This window comes from Streptomyces sp. NPDC003034 (assembly GCF_053591375.1).
In genome coordinates, this window is sequence record NZ_JBSFTS010000020.1 from 13,895 (window position 1) to 30,695 (window position 16,801).

Annotated in this window: 13 protein-coding genes, 1 pseudogene and 1 riboswitch; of the genes and pseudogenes, 9 read left to right on the top strand and 5 right to left on the bottom strand. The window is 72.7% G+C overall.

Features of this window, described 5'->3' with window-relative positions; translation table 11 throughout:
* Window positions 1–102 precede the first annotated feature (102 nt).
* From ACWDX7_RS19975 to ACWDX7_RS19985, 3 genes are all read left to right on the top strand, one after another.
* A complete protein-coding gene (locus ACWDX7_RS19975) occupies window positions 103–1,899 on the top strand; it encodes a hydroxysqualene dehydroxylase (protein ID WP_451489492.1) in 1,797 nt (598 codons plus the stop codon).
* A 202-nt stretch (window positions 1,900–2,101) separates the two neighbouring features.
* Window positions 2,102–3,136 carry a hypothetical protein gene (locus tag ACWDX7_RS19980; protein WP_451489491.1) on the top strand — a complete coding sequence of 345 codons (1,035 nt, stop codon included), beginning with the start codon at window positions 2,102–2,104 and terminating at the stop codon, window positions 3,134–3,136.
* Between the two features lie 246 nt (window positions 3,137–3,382).
* Window positions 3,383–4,897: an NAD(P)/FAD-dependent oxidoreductase gene (locus tag ACWDX7_RS19985; protein WP_451489490.1), complete on the top strand. Its 1,515-nt coding sequence runs from the start codon at window positions 3,383–3,385 to the stop codon at window positions 4,895–4,897.
* Window positions 4,898–5,009: 112 nt separating this feature from the next.
* On the opposite strand, the gene ACWDX7_RS19990 is transcribed toward ACWDX7_RS19985, so the two are convergent.
* Entirely contained in the window at window positions 5,010–5,855 is an 846-nt protein-coding gene (locus ACWDX7_RS19990) for a bifunctional 5,10-methylenetetrahydrofolate dehydrogenase/5,10-methenyltetrahydrofolate cyclohydrolase (protein ID WP_451489513.1), read from the bottom strand.
* A gap of 81 nt (window positions 5,856–5,936) precedes the next feature.
* A riboswitch (ZMP/ZTP riboswitch) is annotated at window positions 5,937–6,030 on the bottom strand.
* Window positions 6,031–6,086: 56 nt separating this feature from the next.
* On the opposite strand from ACWDX7_RS19990, the gene ACWDX7_RS19995 reads away from it, so the two are divergent.
* Together ACWDX7_RS19995 and ACWDX7_RS20000 are read left to right on the top strand one after the other, a co-directional pair.
* Window positions 6,087–6,848 (top strand): methyltransferase domain-containing protein, encoded by a 762-nt coding sequence (locus ACWDX7_RS19995; protein ID WP_451489489.1) that lies wholly within the window; start codon window positions 6,087–6,089, stop codon window positions 6,846–6,848.
* 215 nt (window positions 6,849–7,063) lie between these two features.
* Window positions 7,064–8,641, top strand: coding sequence for an RNA polymerase sigma factor (locus tag ACWDX7_RS20000; protein ID WP_451489488.1), 1,578 nt, complete (start codon window positions 7,064–7,066; stop codon window positions 8,639–8,641).
* 77 nt (window positions 8,642–8,718) lie between these two features.
* Here ACWDX7_RS20000 and ACWDX7_RS20005 read toward each other — a convergent pair whose 3' ends face one another.
* From ACWDX7_RS20005 to ACWDX7_RS20020, 4 genes are all read right to left on the bottom strand, one after another.
* A complete protein-coding gene (locus ACWDX7_RS20005; RefSeq protein WP_451489487.1) occupies window positions 8,719–9,159 on the bottom strand; it encodes an SRPBCC family protein in 441 nt (146 codons plus the stop codon).
* 52 nt (window positions 9,160–9,211) lie between these two features.
* Window positions 9,212–10,612, bottom strand: coding sequence for an amino acid permease (locus tag ACWDX7_RS20010; protein WP_451489486.1), 1,401 nt, complete (start codon window positions 10,610–10,612; stop codon window positions 9,212–9,214).
* Window positions 10,613–10,687: 75 nt separating this feature from the next.
* The gene (locus ACWDX7_RS20015; RefSeq protein WP_451489485.1) at window positions 10,688–13,003 is read right to left on the bottom strand and encodes a phage holin family protein; all 2,316 of its coding nucleotides are present in this window, start codon (window positions 13,001–13,003) and stop codon (window positions 10,688–10,690) included.
* 183 nt (window positions 13,004–13,186) lie between these two features.
* Window positions 13,187–13,591, bottom strand: coding sequence for a hypothetical protein (locus tag ACWDX7_RS20020; protein ID WP_451489484.1), 405 nt, complete (start codon window positions 13,589–13,591; stop codon window positions 13,187–13,189).
* 118 nt (window positions 13,592–13,709) lie between these two features.
* On the opposite strand from ACWDX7_RS20020, the gene ACWDX7_RS20025 reads away from it, so the two are divergent.
* The 4 genes and pseudogenes from ACWDX7_RS20025 to ACWDX7_RS20040 all read left to right on the top strand — a co-directional run bounded on the left by ACWDX7_RS20025 (window position 13,710) and on the right by ACWDX7_RS20040 (window position 16,779).
* Complete coding sequence (locus ACWDX7_RS20025) at window positions 13,710–14,486, top strand: MBL fold metallo-hydrolase (RefSeq protein WP_451489483.1); 777 nt, start codon at window positions 13,710–13,712, stop codon at window positions 14,484–14,486.
* An 11-nt stretch (window positions 14,487–14,497) separates the two neighbouring features.
* The gene (locus ACWDX7_RS20030) at window positions 14,498–15,118 is read left to right on the top strand and encodes a DedA family protein (RefSeq protein ID WP_451489482.1); all 621 of its coding nucleotides are present in this window, start codon (window positions 14,498–14,500) and stop codon (window positions 15,116–15,118) included.
* Window positions 15,119–15,355: 237 nt separating this feature from the next.
* On the top strand, window positions 15,356–15,814 hold the full coding sequence (locus ACWDX7_RS20035) for a MarR family winged helix-turn-helix transcriptional regulator (RefSeq protein ID WP_451489481.1): 459 nt from the start codon (window positions 15,356–15,358) through the stop codon (window positions 15,812–15,814).
* A gap of 62 nt (window positions 15,815–15,876) precedes the next feature.
* Window positions 15,877–16,779, top strand: a pseudogene (locus ACWDX7_RS20040) (DUF3626 domain-containing protein).
* The last annotated feature ends 22 nt before the right edge of the window (window positions 16,780–16,801 follow it).

The window sequence follows — 16,801 nt, forward strand, 5'->3', positions numbered from 1 at the left end:
CCATAGTGCGCTCGGGTACTCCCGCACCTTCCGCCCCCACCCCGCCCCCCATATGCTCCTGCGCCGGACACGCTGTTACCAGCGGTAACGAGGGGGTACGGAATGGCAGGCACGGGCAGTTCCAGGCGTACGTTCATCACCGGCGCGGCGGCCGCCGCCGGGGCCTTGGGGGCGGCGGGCGCCACGGCTCCCGCGGCCGGGGCCGCCACGGCGGGCGCGCCGGGGGCGGCAGCTCCGAACGGGCGGCGCGTCGCCGTCCTCGGCGGCGGCGTAGCCGGGCTGACGGCCGCGCACGAACTCGCCGAGCGCGGTTACTCCGTCACGGTGTACGAGCGGCGGGCGCTCGGCGGCAAGGCCCGCAGCATGGACGTGCCCGGCACCGCCCGCGGCGGCCGCAGACCGCTGCCCGCCGAGCACGGCTTCCGCTTCATCCCGGGCATCTACCACAACCTTCCCGACACCATGCGGCGCATCCCCTTCCCGGGCAACGCGAACGGCGTATGGGACAACCTCGTCGCGCCGCGCGAGATGATGTTCGCCCGGGCGGGCGGCCGCGAGGACCTGCGCGCGCCCATCCCCTGGCCCGAGCACTCCCCCGCCGAGCTGACGCCCGAGGAGCTGCGGCGCGCCCTCACCGGCATCCTGGAGTCCCTGGTCCGGCTGCCGCCCCACGAGACGGCGTACTTCGTCAACCGCCTTCTCGTCTTCCTCACCAGCTGCGACGAGCGGCGTGACCAGCTCTGGGAGCGGACGCCGTGGTGGGACTTCGTGCGCGCGGCGCAGATGTCGACGGAGTACCAGCGCATCCTCGCCATCGGCATCACCCGCAACATCGTGGCGACCAAGGCCGAGGAGGCCTCCACCCGTACGGTGGGCGCCCTCGGGGAGGCCTTCGTCTTCAACCTGCTGGGCCGCGGCGCGGACGGCCCGCCGGACCGGATCCTCAACCTGCCGACCAACGAGGCGTGGATCGACCCCTGGGAGGCCCATCTGCGCTCCCTGGGCGTCGAGTTCGAGATCGGCTGGATGGTGCAGGAGGTGCGGTACGGGAACGGCCGGATCAGCGGGGTCGCGGTCGTGGACCCGGACGGCGTCCGCAGGACCGTCACCGCCGACCATTACGTCAGCGCCCTTCCGGTCGAGCACGCCCGCCGCACCTGGAGCGCGGGCCTGCGGGCCGCCGATCCGATGCTGGGGCGCTGTGACGCGCTGAAGACCGACTGGATGACCGGCATCCAGTTCTACCTCACGGAGCGGGCGCCGCTCGTACACGGCCACTTCAACTGCATCGACTCACCCTGGTCGTTGACCGCGATCCAGCAGGCCGAGCACTGGCCGGCGCGAAACTTCCCCGCCGATTACGGTGACGGCACGGCGGTGGACTGCCTGTCGGTGGACATCTCGGAATGGGACAAGCCGGGGCTCCTGTACGGCAAGACGGCCAAGCAGTGCACCCGCGAGGAGGTGGCGCGCGAGGTGTGGGCGCAGCTGAAGGCCTCCCTCAACGACACGGGGCAGGCGCTGCTCTCCGACCGCACGCTGCACTCCTGGTTCCTGGACCCGGGCGTGGACGGCCTCGGCACCCCGAACCCCACCAACCAGGACGAGCTGCTGATCCACCCGATCGGCACCTTCCACAACCGGCCGAGCGCGGACACCCGTATCCCCAACTTCTTCCTCAGCGGGGACTACGTCGCGGTCGACATCGACCTGGCGACGATGGAGGGCGCCAACGCGTCCGCCCGGGCAGCCGTCAACGCCCTTCTGGAGCGGGACGGTTCGCCCACCGCGCGGTGCACGGTGCGGCCGATGTACCGGGCGCCGGAGCTGGAGCCGGCCAAGCGGCACGACCTGTGGCGCTACCGGCTCGGCCTGCGCAACGCCTTCGACCTCGGATGATCCGGGTCTCCGGGAGACCCGCCGGCTCCACTGCGGCGCCCGCGCCGGGCAGGGGCGATCGCCGCCTCTGACGTCATGCCCACCTTTCTTGAGCTGGACATCAGGAAGGGTGGGGGTGCGCCTGGTTCGAGGGTGGGTGGGCAGCTAGGCTTCACCCAGCCAGATGGCTCGAACGGCTAGTCGGATTACGGAGGTTCAGCTGGTGGGGACCGCCACCCGAGCCGGCCTCGCCGCAGCCTGGCGCCGCGTGGCGGAACTGTCGCAGCGGTGCGGCCGGGACCCGGCGGAGGTATTGGCCGTTCAGCGGCTGAGTCACCTGTCCGGGGTCGGCCCCGAACAGATTCCCGGGGTGGTGGCGGGTACGGCCCCCGATGTGCCGCTGGAGCGGCGCGTGCACCAGCGTTTCCTGCGTCTGCGCGCCACCCGCCGTGACAAACACGGCCGGGAGTGGCCGCTCGCCGCGATCGCCGCCGACTTCGACGCGCCCGGCGCCTCCCTCGGCCCCCTCAACGCGGGCACCGGGCTGCCCCGGCTGGGTCACGCGGTGGGCGTCCAGCGCTTCTTCGGGGTCTATGCCGGCTTCCTGCTCGCCGACCCCAAGAGCGCGGTGGAACGGGCCCTCGCCCTGTCGGCCGCGCCCGCCGCGGCCGGCCGGGACGACGGGGAGCGGCTGGAGCACCTGTCGTACCTCACCGGCATCACCCCGCAGGCCATCCGCCTCACCCTCGACGGAAGGCCGCCCCCGCTGCCGCTGAGGGAGCAGGTGCGCCTGCGGTTCGAGCACCTGCGCCGCACGCGCGTACGGGCGGACGGGCAGCCCCACTCACTGGCGGCCATCGCCAAGTCCTTCGACGCGTCCGGGCAGTCGCTCACCCGCCTCGCCCAGGGGGAGGGCATGCCCAACCTCGCCGCGGCCGCCGGGATCCAGCGGTTCTACGGCGTCGAGGCGGGCTTCCTGCTGGCCGACGACACCGAGGCGCTCGCCTCCGCCCTCACCGGGATCGAGCGGGAGCTGGAGGCCGCGGAGCGGGCGGAGGAGAACCCGATGCTGGCCGTGATGCGGGCGCACGACGTACGGAGCATCGTCGCGCGGGCCGGGCGGCTCTCCCCCCGGGGCTGGAAATCGCTGGCCGACCACCTGGACGACCTGCTGGCGCGGGAGGGACAGCTGTGCCCGCCGACGGCCGGCGACGGGGCGCCGGGCGACGGCCGTACCGCCGAGGGGGATGCGCCATGAGGACCGACCCGCCCTGAGGAAGCCCGGCCGCGACCTGCCGGCGCACGAGCACCGGCCCGGCCGGTCGGCCGGCCGATGCCACCGAGCTCACTCGCGGGGAGCGCTGAGAGCCGCCCAGGTGGCCGCGCCCCCGTGACCGCGCCCCCGGGGCCGCCCCGCGGCGACCGCACCGGGACCAGCGCTCCCCCGCCGACGCACCTTCCCCGCCGCTGCCCCTCGCACGGCCCTGACAGAGAGCACCACACGATGACCCAGTCTTCCCCGCCCCGCCACGCCGTCGTCATCGGCGGCAGCATGGCCGGTCTCCTCGCGGCCGCCGTCCTCGCCGAGCACGCGACGGTCACGATCATCGACGCGGACACCCTGCCGGACGGTCCGGCGCCGCGCCGCGGGCTTCCGCAGGCCCGGCACGTCCACGTCCTGTGGTCCGGCGGAGCGCGGGCCATCGAGAAGATACTGCCGGGCATCACCGAGGCCTGGACGACGGCCGGCGCGATGCGCCGCAGCCTGCCCACCGACCTGGTCACCAAGACCGCCCAGGGCTGGATGCCGCGTTTCGGTGAGAAGCAGTTCAACATCTCCTGTAGTCGCGACCTCCTCGACTCGGTGGTCCGGGCCCGGGTGAGCGCCCTGAAGGGGGTCACCACGCTCCAGCGCAGCCGGGTCCGGGGCCTGGAGGGCACGGCGGCCCGCGTCACCGGCGTCCGTGTCGACACCCCGGACGAGGAGGGCATGCTCGTCCACGCCGACCTCGTGGTCGACGCGAGCGGGCGGGGCTCCCGCGCCCGGGCCTGGCTGCAGGAGCTCGGTGTGAGCGGCATCAGGCAGGCCCAGGTCGACTCCGGCCTGGTCTACGCGACGCGGATCTTCGAGGCGCCCGCCGGATCCCACGCCTCGGGCTTCCCCATCGTCAACGTGCAGTCGGACCCCCGCGTGCCCGTCCCGGGCCAGACCGCCACGATCGTGCCCATCGAGAACGGCCAGTGGCAGGTCACCCTGTCCGGCACCCGCGGCGGCCAGCCCACCGGTGACCCGGAGGCCTTCATCCCCTTCGCCAAGGGCCTGCGCGACCCGATCGTCGGCGAACTCCTCGACGGCAGGAAGCCCCTCACGGACGTCGCCGTCACCCAGGGCACCGCCAACCGCCGCGTCTACTACGAGAAGGCCGACCTGCCCGACGGCTTCTTCGCCGTCGGCGACTCGGTCGCCACCTTCAACCCGCTGTACGGCCAGGGCATGACGGTCGCCGCGCAGGGACTGCTGGCCGTACGATCCCTGCTCCGCGCCCAGGGGCTCGCCCGGCCCGGTTTCGGCCGGGAGGCGCAGCGCGCGCTGGTCCCGCAGGTGGGCACCGCCTGGGAGCTCGCCACCTCGCAGGACATCCTCTATCCGGGCGCCACGGGGATGAAGCCGCGGGCGGGGGCCGGGCTGCTCAACGCCTACGTCAGCCGGCTGATGACGGGGGCCACCACCCGGGAGGCGCTCACCGCCGCCTTCCTCCAGGTGATCACCATGAGCAGCCCGCCCACGTACTGGCTCCGGCCCTCGGTGATCTGGCACGTCCTGCGGGCTTCGGACCGGGCTGCCCCGAAGGCGCCGCCGCTCACCGCCGCCGAGCGGATGATCGCCGGACTCGACCGGGAGGCCGACGCCACCGGCCCGGTCGGCTCCACCGCTTCCGTGGATCCGCAGGGTCCCCTCGACCCCGTCGATCCCGTCGATCCCGTCGATCCCGTCGGACCCGTGGGCCACTCCCGCTGACGGGCGGCCCCATCCTCCGCGGCCCCCGGCGCGCGCCCACACGCCGAGAACGCCCCGGACCGAAAGGCCCGGGGCGTCCTCCGCGTCGACCGGCACCGGCACCGGCGGCGGCTCAGAGCGATGCGAGGTCCAGCCCGGCCTGCGCGGCGGCCGCCCGGACGGTCTGCTCCAGCAGCACGGCGATGGTCATCGGGCCGACGCCGCCCGGCACGGGGGTGATCAGCGAGGCACGCGCGGCGGCCGACTCGAAGTGGACGTCGCCGACGTTGCCCTCGTTGTATCCGGCGTCCAGGACCACGGCGCCCGGCTTGATGTCCTCACCGCGGATGAACTCGGCCTTGCCGACGGCCGCGACCAGCACGTCCGCCTGGCGCACGAGCGAGGGCAGGTCACGGGTGCGGGAGTGGCAGTAGGTGACGGTGGCGTTCTGTTCCAGCAGCAGCATCCCGGCCGGCTTGCCGAGGATCGCGCTGCGGCCGACGACGACGGCGTGCTTGCCGGTCAGGTCCACGTCGTAGGCGGCGAGCAGGCGCATGATGCCGCCGGGGGTGCAGGAGACGAAGCCCGGCAGTCCGAAGCCCATGGCGGCGAAGGAGTGCATGGTGACCCCGTCGACGTCCTTGCCGGGGGCGATGGCTTCGAAGGCGGCGCGCTCGTCGATGTGGTGCGGCACGGGGTGCTGGAGCAGGATGCCGCTGATCTCGGGGTCCTCGGAGAGCGCGGTGAGGGCCGCCACCAGTTCCCCGGTGGTGGTCGCGGCCGGCAGTTCCACGTGGCGGGAGGTGATTCCGGCCTTGGCGCACCGGTTCTGCTTCATGCGGACGTAGGTCACCGAGGCGGGGTCCTCGCCCACCAGTACGGTGGCCAGGCAGGGCGCGGTACCGGTGCGCTCGGTGATCTTCGCCGCCTGGGCGGCGGTCTGCTCCGAGATGCGGCGGGCGAGGGCGGTGCCGTCCATCAGCTGGGCGCCGGCGGCAGGGGTGGCGGCGGTGTCGGGCTGGGCAGTCGTCACGGGGTCTCCTGAACGTCGCTGCGGATCGCGGATCGCCCAGGCGCGCGGCAGTCGACGTACGCGAGTACGCCGGGCCGCTCCCCGGTGGTGATCCACCCGAACGCCAGTCACGGCCCGCCGCCCACTGTAGTCGACATATCCGATGCCGACCGGTGCCCGACCTGGGACGATCAAGACATGACGCGCACTTTCGACCATCTTGTCGCCGAGGCGGAAACCGTCTCCGTGGACGGCTGGGACTTCTCCTGGCTGGACGGCCGGGCCACCGAGCAGCGGCCGAGCTGGGGCTACCAGCGGCTCCTGCGCGAGCGCCTCGCCGCGGTCGGCTCCGCCCTGGACATCCAGACCGGCGGCGGCGAGGTCCTGGCCGGGGCGGGGCCGCTGCCCCGGCTGACGGCGGCGACCGAGTCCTGGCCGCCCAATGTCGACCGGGCGACCCGGCTCCTGCACCCGCTGGGCGCGGTCGTGGTCGCGGATTGCGACGAACCGCCGCTGCCGTTCGGCGACGAGGCCTTCGAGCTGGTCGCCAGCCGGCACCCGGTGACCGTCTGGTGGGACGAGATCGCGCGGGTGCTGACCCCGGGCGGCACCTACCTGTCCCAGCAGGTCGGTCCGGCGAGTGTCTTCGAGCTCGTCGAGTACTTCCTCGGTCCGCAGCCCGAGGAGGTCCGGCGCCGCCGGCACCCCGACGACGCGGTGGCGGCCGCCGCGAGGGCCGGGCTCCAGGTGGTCGATCTGCGGTCCGAACGACTGCGTACGGAGTTCCACGACATCGGAGCCGTGATCTACTTTCTCCGGAAGGTGATCTGGATGGTGCCCGGCTTCACAGTCGGGCAGTACCGGGACCGGTTGCGCGAACTGCACGAACAGATCGAAAGCGAAGGTCCATTCGTCGCGCACACCGCCCGCTTCCTCGTGGAAGCCCGCAAAAAGGGCTGATGCTGAGGGCGGACGGATCCTCTCGGAAACCGTTGCGCGACCACAGCGTGGCGCAGGTCACTCAATTGAGCGCGTAACGAATGTACTCGGGCGTGCGATGAACCGACAGGTGTCCTCGCGCGGCGCGGAATAAGTACCCCCCTCGGGTCCGTTTCCAGAAGTTCGCGCGATGATGTCCCGCCGACCCCTTATCTGCTCGCAACGAGAGGCTCCTTGTGTCGCTCAGCCCGTCCCGTACGTTCCCTCCGGAGATCGCCGAATCCGAGGCCCTCGTCGCGCTCGTCGAGCGCGGCCGCGAGCAGGGTCACATCAACGGTGACGACGTGCGCCAGGCCTTCGAGGCCGGCCGCATCCCGGTGGACCAGTGGAAGCGGGTCCTGCGCAGCCTGAACCAGGTCCTGGACGAGGAGGGTGTCGCCCTCCACGTCAGCGCGGCCCCTGCCACCAAGGCCGCCGCCAAGAAGCCCCGCAAGGCCGCTGCCGCCCCGGCCCGCACCGTCGCCAAGAAGGCGGTCGCCCCGCCGCGCCCCATCGGCGCGCGCAAGACCGCGGCCGTCCCCGCCCCGGCCCCCGTCGCGGCCGCTGCGGCGATATCGGCCGACGCCGGCGTCGCCGGGGAAGACGTGGCGCTGGACGCCGCGCCCAAGAAGCGTGCGGTCAAGAAGACCGCTGTGAAGAAGACCGCCGTCAAGAAGACGGCCGCGGCGAAGAAGACCAAGGACGACGCCGAGGAAGAGGCCCCCAAGGTCGGCGAGGACTGGGCCGCCGAGGACCTCGCGGACGACGCCGAGGACGAGGCGCCCAAGGTCGGCGGCACGCAGGGCTTCGTCCTGTCCGACGACGACGAGGACGACGCGCCGGCGCAGACGGTCATGGTGGCCGGTGCCACCGCCGACCCGGTCAAGGACTACCTCAAGCTCATCGGCAAGGTGCCGCTCCTCAACGCCGAGCAGGAGGTCGAGCTGGCCAAGCGCATCGAGGCGGGCCTGTTCTCCGAGTACAAGCTCGAAGAGGAGGAGGACCACAAGCCCGCCTTCAAGCGCGAGCTGGAGATCCTGGTCGAGGACGGCCGCCGCGCGAAGAACCACCTGCTGGAGGCCAACCTCCGCCTCGTGGTCTCCCTCGCCAAGCGCTACACCGGCCGCGGCATGCTCTTCCTGGACCTGATCCAGGAGGGCAACGTCGGCCTGATCCGCGCCGTGGAGAAGTTCGACTACACCAAGGGCTTCAAGTTCTCCACGTACGCGACCTGGTGGATCCGGCAGGCGATCACGCGTGCCATGGCCGACCAGTCGCGCACCATCCGCATCCCCGTCCACATGGTCGAGATCATCAACAAGCTCGCCCGCGTGCAGCGCCAGATGCTCCAGGACCTCGGCCGGGAGCCCACTCCGGAGGAGCTGGGCAAGGAGCTCGACATGACCCCGGAGAAGGTCATCGAGGTCCAGAAGTACGGCCGCGAGCCGATCTCCCTGCACACCCCGCTGGGTGAGGAGGGCGACAGCGAGTTCGGTGACCTCATCGAGGACTCCGAGGCGGTCGTGCCCGCGGACGCGGTCTCCTTCACCTTCCTGCAGGAGCAGCTCCAGTCGATCCTGGGCACGCTCTCGGAGCGTGAGGCGGGTGTGGTCTCCATGCGTTACGGCCTCAACGACGGACAGCCGAAGACCCTGGACGAGATCGGCCGCGTGTACGGGGTCACCCGTGAGCGCATCCGCCAGATCGAGTCCAAGACCATGTCGAAGCTGCGACACCCGTCGCGTTCGCAGGTGCTGCGCGACTACCTCGACTGAGCCGGCCGGGCCGGTGGGCCGAGGGGCGGGACGGGCCCCCGGCCCGTCCGGCCCTCGGGTCGGCGCGAGGCTCGCGCTCAGTCTTCGAGCAAGTGCCTGAGCCTCTCCTCGTTCTGCGGCATCTCCTTGCGCGCGTACGGCTTCACCACGAACGGTACGAGCACCCGGCCGATGCCGTGGCTCTCGAAGTCAAGAGCCAGGGTGAGCCTCGACCGGGCACCTCCGTCGAGTGGTTCGATGGTGCCCCGCACGTCGCCCCGGACCGGTCCGTCGATCCCGTGCATGCGCCAGCTTCTGGGCGGGTCCAGTTCGGTGACGGCCATGGTCATGGGGAACTGCCGCTTGCCGATCCGGCGGGTCACGGCGATCCTCGAACCCACGGCCAGCGGCCCGTCGTCCAACGGGACCGCCGCGACGGCGCTCTCCTGCCACTGCGGCAGGCGCAGGGGGTCCGTCGCGTACGCGTAGACCTCCGCGGGAGTGCGGGAAATGTCGATGCTCTCCTTGATCGCAGACATTTCGCCCCCTTAGGGCACTCCGTCTGATGTTTCACCCATATCGTCCCACCGGTCAGGCGGCGATGCGCTCCCTGCGCGCCGAGATGACCGCGTACACGAGCACGCCCGCGAGAAGGAACAGCACGCCCTGATAGACGGCGGCGTACCCGGATCCGGCCACCAGCCACATCGAGAAGGCGAAGGCCAGGCAGGCGAGGGCGGCGTCGCGGGCGAGGCGGCCGCGGTGGACGCGCTCGGCCCGCCCCGAGAGCAGGAAGTACATCTGCGCGGCGGTGGAGAGCAGGTAGGGGACGGTCGCCGTGAAGGTGGTGACCAGGACCAGCATCTCGAAGACGCCGTCCGAGCCGGCCGTGTAGTTGTAGACGGTCAGCGCCGAGGCGAGGACGACGGTGACGACCACGCCGGCCACCGGCACGCCGCGCTTCTTCGTCCCGAACACCTTCGGGAAGAGCCCGTCCTTCGCGGCGGCGTACGGGGTCTGCGCGCTGAGCAGGGTCCAGCCGTTGAGGGCACCGAGCATCGAGATCACGGCGGCGCAGGCGACGACCGTACCGCCCCAGGTGCCGCCGAACATGGCGTTGACGGCGTCCGTGAAGGGGGCCTCGGAGGAGACGAGCCGGTCGTGGGAGACCAGGCCGAAGACGGCGAGGGTGCCGAGCAGGTAGACGGTGGCCGCGCCGACCGTGCCCAGGATCGTGGCCCGGCCGACGTTGCGGGCCGGGTCGCGGACCTCGCCGGCGCTGACGGCCGCGGACTCGACGCCCAGGTAGCTGAAGAGGAGGAGCGCGGCGCAGGCGGAGACGGCGCCGGCCGCGCTCTGCCCGGTGGCCTGGAAGGGGCCGAGGTTGGCGGGGTCGAAGAAGAACAGCCCGCCCACGGCCACCAGCAGCAGCGGGGCGAACTTCAGTACGGTGGCGACCAGTTGGACGGCGCCGACGTACCGGGTCCCGGCCAGGTTGGCGAGCGCGGGGAGCCACTGCACGGCGAGGGCGCCCAGGCACATGGACCACTTGTGCTCGCCGATGGCGGGGAAGAGCACGGAGAGGTAGCCGACCGCCGCCACGGCGAGGGCCGCGTTCGAGACCCAGGTGGTGATCCAGTAGCTCCAGGCCGCCAGGAAGCCGGCGAAGTCGCCGAAGGCCGCCCGGGCGTAGACGTACGGGCCGCCGGTGCGCGGATGCCGTTGGGCGAGGCGCCCGAAGACGAGCGCGAGGGCGATCGCGCCCAGGGTGAGCACGGCGAAGGCCACCAGGCTGACGGTGCCGAAGGGTGCGACCGAGGCGGGCAGGAGGAAGATCCCGCCGCCGATGATGTTGCCCATGACCAGGCAGGTGGCGATCGGGAGGCCGAAGCGCCGTGCGTGCGGACCACCCGGTTCGGCAGCCGCGGGAGTTCCGGCGGCCGCGGCCGCCTCGGTCGGTGGGGCTGCGGCCGGGGCAGCGGTGCTGGTCATGGGTGGTGCGCCTCTGGTTGTCTCACATGATGGGCAGGTCAACACATGGTTGACCAGCGCGGAGGCGGTACCAAATCAGCGGGTTTCGTCCCGCGCGGACACCCCTGCGGAAGGAAACGTTCCGTCTGTGGCCCCTCCCGGCGGGGAATCCTCCACCGCGGCGCGCGTCGGAGTTTCCGCGGACGTCCCCGCCGTGGTCCCCGCCTGCTTCGCGGCCTGCGTCCCGACAACCGTGGCCGCCGACATCCCCACCGGCGTCCCGACGGCCGTCTCCGACCGCCTGGCCGCCGGCGTCCCGCGCGAGGCCGACACCACCGGCACCTGCGGTCCGTCCGCCTCCCGCAGCCAGCCCCGCAGCACCCGGTGCACCGCCTCCGCGCCCACCAGCTCGGCGGGTCCCGGGTCCGACAGCCGCGTCGGCCACATCAGGAACGCGATCCCCTGCTCTCCGCCCAGGCCGCCGTGCGAGCCGATCTGTTCCTCGAAGGCGTGCACCGCGCCCGTCCCGGGGTCGTACGCCGAGTTCACCATGATGTCGGCCACGTGCGGGAAGGAGTCGGTGCGGCGGACGGCCTCGGCCGCGCCCGGCCCGAAGGGCGCGAGCAGTTCCTCCGCCTCGCCCGGGACGTCCAGGCGCGCCGCCGCCCCGTGTGAACCGAGCACCTCCCCGTCCACCAGCAGGAAACCGACCCCGGGGTGGTTGGCCAGCGTCGGCAGCAGAGCGGGGTGAGCGCGCTCGATCCACTCCCGCGAAGCCCGGCCGGGGACGTCCGGGAAGGAGATGAGCCCGAGGTTGCCCGAGGCCAGCACCACCGGGTCGGAGCCGCGCCGAGGATGCGCCTCCTCGCCCTCCTCCACCGGGCGGTGCAGCGCCGCGAGGACGGCCGCCCGGGCCTCGGCTCCGCTGGGGGTGCCGTGGGCCCGGCGCGAGACCGGCAGTCCGCAGCCCGCGCGGACCAGATCCTTCAAGGTCAGCCCGTACCGGCTCAGGAAGGTCTCCCCCGGGCTCTGGCCGTGGTCGGAGAGCAGCACGATCCGGTACTCCCGCGGCGCGTGCTCGGCGACCCGGGCGATCAGGGCGAGACTCCGGTCGAGGCGGGCCAGTACCTGGTCGGTGTCCCGGCCGCGCGGGCCCGAGTGGTGCGCGACCTCGTCGTAGCCGACCAGGTCGGCGTAGACCGCGGCGCGGCCCGCCAGCATGTCGCCGATCACGGCCGCCACCACCACGTCCCGCTCGACCACGGTCGCGAAGGCGCGGATCAGCGGGTACAGCCCGCCGCGCGCCACCCGGGGCCGCTCCCCGCGCATCCGCGCCCGTACCGACTGGCCGATCTCCCGGCCCACCTCGGCGACGAACGACACGGCCGTACGGACGGCGTTGGCCGGATCGGAGAAGTACGCGAAGTAGCCCGCGCGGGACCGGTTCGCCCGGCCCCGGCGGGCCGACACCGAGAGCACCAGCGCCAGTTGGTCGGCGCCGCCGCTGAACAGATTGCCCCTGCTGGCACCGTCCAGGCTGAGCAGTCCGCCGTCCCCGGTGCGCTCGACGGCGCGCCGCTGGAGTTCGGCGGCGCTGGTGGGCCGGTTGCAGACCACCACCTCGCCGGAGTCCTTCTCGTACCAGCGGAAGGCGGGGACGTCGAAGTTGGAGCCGTGCAGGATCCCGAGCTGGCTGGCGCCGGTCTGGCTGGACCAGTCGGTACGCCAGGACGCGATGCGGTGGCTGCCGTCCAGCCAGCCGGCCACGGTGGGCATGAGGCCGCTTCCCGCCGCGTGCCTCAGCATCCCGTACCCGACACCGTCGAGCTGGAGGAAGACCAGCCCGGGCGCGGCCCCGCCGGCGCGGGGCGCGCGCGAGCCGCCCCCACGTCCACGCCCACGCCCCCGGCGACGGCGCCGGCGCCGGTCTGCGAGCCGGTAGAGCCGCCGCCGGTACGCCTCGTCGTCGCGCACGGCGAGCGCGGTGGAGGTCGCCGACGCCACGGCGGACATGACGGCCGCGACCACGACGGCGGTCTCGGGGGCGGCCTCTCCCCGGTCGGCGGGAATCAGGCTGAGCGCTATCAGCAGCAGGGAGCCGTTGAGGAAGAAGACGAGCACCCCCAGCACCAGGGCGGGCACGAGCAGCAGCGCCCGTACGAGCACCGGCCAGACCAGCGCGCTCAGCAGCCCGAAGGCTCCGGCGCCCCAGGCGGCGGTCAGCCCGATCTGGGTGATGCTGTCGCCACCGCTGCCGCCACCGCCGCTGCCGCCCCCGTCGCCGTCGTCGGCCTGGAGCCGGAAGTCCGGCAGGATGCCGGCCAGGGCGAGCATGGTGAGGGTGGACACCGCCCAGACGAGGATCACCCGTACCAGAGCGCTGCCCGCGGTCCGCCACCGTCCTCGCAACACGCCGCACCGCCTCACGTCCCGGCCCGCGACCGACCGCGCGCCCCCCGTACCCGCTTCCCAGGCTCGCACAGCGGTGCACCCCCGGGCGGGAGACACGGGTGGCGCACGGGGGCACGGGACGTGCCGATCAGGTGCCGGTCGGGCGCCGGTGCTGGCCAGGTGGCGGTGCTGGCCAGGTCGCGGTCAGGTGCCGTCGTAGCCGGCGGTCGGCATCGAGAGCCTGCGGTGCACCTCCGCCTTCATCGCGGAGGTGTAGCGCGGCTCGTCCAGTCCGGCCGTCTCCAGCCGTACGCCGCGCCGCTCGCACTCCGCGGTGAACTCCTCGACGGAGCACAGCGCACGGGCCAGCACCCGCTCGTTCGGGGCGACGAACAGGTCGACCTCTCCGGCGTCGATGTCCGACCAGAGGCCGCAGTGGTCGGCGCGCAGCCCGTAGAAGAGCAGTTGCCTCGTCACCACGTAACCCCGGTCGGCCGCCCAGCGCGCGCACATGGCCTGCTGGCTCCGGGTGTCCACGGCGAAGGGGTCGGCGTCCAGCTCTTCGAGCGGGGCCAGGCTGGCGATCGCGGCCACGCGCAGCTCATCCATGCCGCCCGACCCTACTCCGATCTTCCGCCGGGGAGGAGGGGGCGGGCAGGGCCGCCCGCGCCGGCCGCCACCCCCTAAGCTCGTGAAGGAGGCGTGCCGTGCGAGGGAGGGAGGCCGCGTGCCGGTGGACATCACCTGGTGGGGCCATGCCACCTGCACCGTCGAGGACTCCGGAGTGCGGCTCCTGACGGACCCGCTGTTCACGCGGCGGCTCGCGCACCTGCGGCGGCGGCGCGGGGCGGTGCCCCCGCCCGAGGCGGCGGTGGCGGACGTCGTCCTGGTGTCCCATCTGCACGCCGACCACCTGCACCTGCCGTCGCTGGCCCGGCTCGGGCCCGGCACCCGGCTGCTGGTGCCGCGCGGGGCGCGCCGGGCGGTGCCCGCGCTGGCCAGAGTGGCCGGGACGCGAGGGCTGAGGGTGACGGAGGTCGCGCCGGGTGACGAGGTGGCCGTACGGAACGGCGTACGGGTACGGGCGGTGAGCGCGCGGCACGACGGGCGCCGGCTTCCGCTCGGCCCGCACCTGGCGCCGGCACTGGGGTACGTCGTCGAGGGCGCCGCCCGGACCTACTTCGCCGGGGACACCGGGCTGTTCGACGCGATGGCCGAGGAAGTGGGACCGGTGGACGTGGCGGTGCTGCCGGTGGGCGGCTGGGGGCCCTACCTGGGGCCCGGCCATCTGGACGCGGGGCGGGCGGCCCGGGCCGTGGCCGAGCTGGCACCGGCGGCGGCGGTCCCGGTCCACTACGGGACGTACTGGCCGCTCGGGCTGGACGCGGTGCGGCCGCACGAATTCCACGCGCCGGGCGAGGAGTTCGTACGGCGTGCGGGGCGGCTCGCTCCGAAGGTGACGGTGCTCGCGCCGGGGCACGGCGAGCGGGTGCGACTGCCGTGAGGTGGCACGGCATGGCCGCGGCGGCCGGTCAGGTGCCACCGGAGACCACCCAACAGGTGGTGGGCTACCCGGCGTTGTTCGTGCTGGTGGCGCTGGGCGCACTGGTGCCGGTGATCCCGACGGGGGCGCTGGTGAGTTCCGCGGCAGTGGTGGCGTTCCACCAGCAGTCCTGGCCCTTCGGGGTGCTGCTCGTATTCGGGGTGTCGGCGCTGGCGGCGTTCACCGGCGATATCGCGCTGTACTGGCTCGGCCGGCGCGGGGTGCGCTCACGCAACGGCTCGCGGTGGCTGGAGCGGCTGCGGAACCGGGCGACTCCGGAGCGGCTGGCGCAGGCGCGGACCGGGCTGGACCGGCACGGCGTGCTGGTGCTGGTGCTCTCCCGGCTGGTTCCGGCGGGGCGGATCCCCGTGATGCTGGCCTGCCTGCTGGCGCAGCTGCCGCTGCGCCGCTTCGCCCGCGGCGCCGTCCCGGCCTGCCTCGCCTGGGCGGCGACGTACGGCCTCATCGGCATCCTGGGCGGCTCCCTCTTCCCGGAGCCCTGGCAGGGCATCGCCCTGGCGGTGGCCCTGACCCTCCTGATCAGCGCCGCCCCGGCGGCCTGGCGCCGGCTCCGTCCGGAGGGCGGGGGCTAGTACTGCAACGGTCCCAAACCTCGTCAACCCGCCGGATTGACGAGGGAAGCAGAACCGCCTCCAGGCAGACGAGGGAAAACCAGGTGCAGGGCGGCCGCCTTCCCCTCGGCTAGTGACACCTTCGAAAAACGACACGTTCGCCCAACTCGCGCTACGACAGGGCTGGACCTCAAGTGCGGTTTCGGTTTTAGAGTCTTGTCCGTCGGAGATCACGAGCAGCGAACGGAGCGCATTCCCATGGAGTACTCGCACGGCGACGCCGAGCTGGTCCAGCAGCCCATCGGTTACTGGAGCTGGGCCGCCTACGACGCGGTCGTCAACCGTACACGTGGGGAGCTCGCCCGGATCGGCACCACCCAGCCGCAGTGGTGGGTCCTCGCCCAGGTCGCTCTGGCGGCGCAGCCCAAGGCCCGCGAGGAGGTGTCGCGAATCCTGCGGGGCTACCTCGCCGTGGGCGCGGAGACGCTGGACGAGGAGATCGACACGACCGTCGCCCGGGGCTGGATCACGCAGCACGCCGGGGGCCGCCTTGAGCTGACAGCCGAGGGCAGGCGGTTCTACGAGGAAGCCGCCGCGCTGCAGGGGGAACTGTGGGCGGAGCGCCATGCGGGCATCTCGGACGAGGAGTACCTGACCACCCTCAAGGTCCTCCAGCGGTTCATCCACAACACGGGCGGCCGGGCCTGGCATCACTAAGTCGTATCTCTGTGGACGATCCACGTGCCCCCCGATCGATCACGCTGGGGAACACTGGACGGATGAGCTCCGCAGACTCCCAGGCAGCACAGGAACGGGCCCTTCGGCATGTCGCGGAACTGGCGTCGCGGCCTCCTGTGGACCCGACGCTGCGCGTGACCCTCAACTTCCACCCGGACCGTCTGCTGCATGGCAAGCCGATCCTGGACGCCTTGGCCGAGGACGGCGTCTACCGCTCGCAGTTCGTCACGGGAACCAGCAACGGCGGACTGACCGCCTATCCCGGTGGTGACCGATGGCGCTGGGAGAGCCGGATCTTCGACGGGGCGTACCATGCGGGCGGGCGCTCACGAGCGGCCCGTCTACGGAGCGTTGAACTTCCGCCGCAAGGTGGTCGGCGGGGCGCCACGGTTCGGCTCCGCCCACTTCCGGCTGGCTGCTGAGACGCTGGCGCGGACCACCTTCTGCTACCCGGACAGTTTTCTCGAACCTTCGGATTTCGGTGTCGCGGCGCGCATGGGGCTCATCGAGCTTGCCCTCGCCGATCGTCAGGACGAACTGGACGACTACGTCGAGGCGCAGGTACACGGTCCCGTCCGGCTGCAAGGCGATGTGGAGGCGCTGGTCCTGGACCCCTGCTACCGAGGCACAACGGTTGAGGCCGCGGCTCTGCGTCTTGGCTGCCCGGTGGAGTGGCACCCCGGCTTCCGCCTCGGTGTCGGAGAACTCCGCCGCCACCCGGCTACCGCGGCCAGGAATACGTCGACTTGGGCGCGCGAATGGCGGTCGGCGGCGTGTTCGATCCGCGGATCGTCGGAAATGCGGGACGTGCCGGCCGCCACGATTCCCAGGCGGTCAAGAAGGTGTGGCATTACCTGGCACGCTTCGGAGCGCCTCGGAAGGTCACTGACCGACCGGTGACTCGGGCGCCACTGCAGCCGACTGGGCCGGGGCGGAGCGACTGACCATACGGCTCGGCGTCATCAC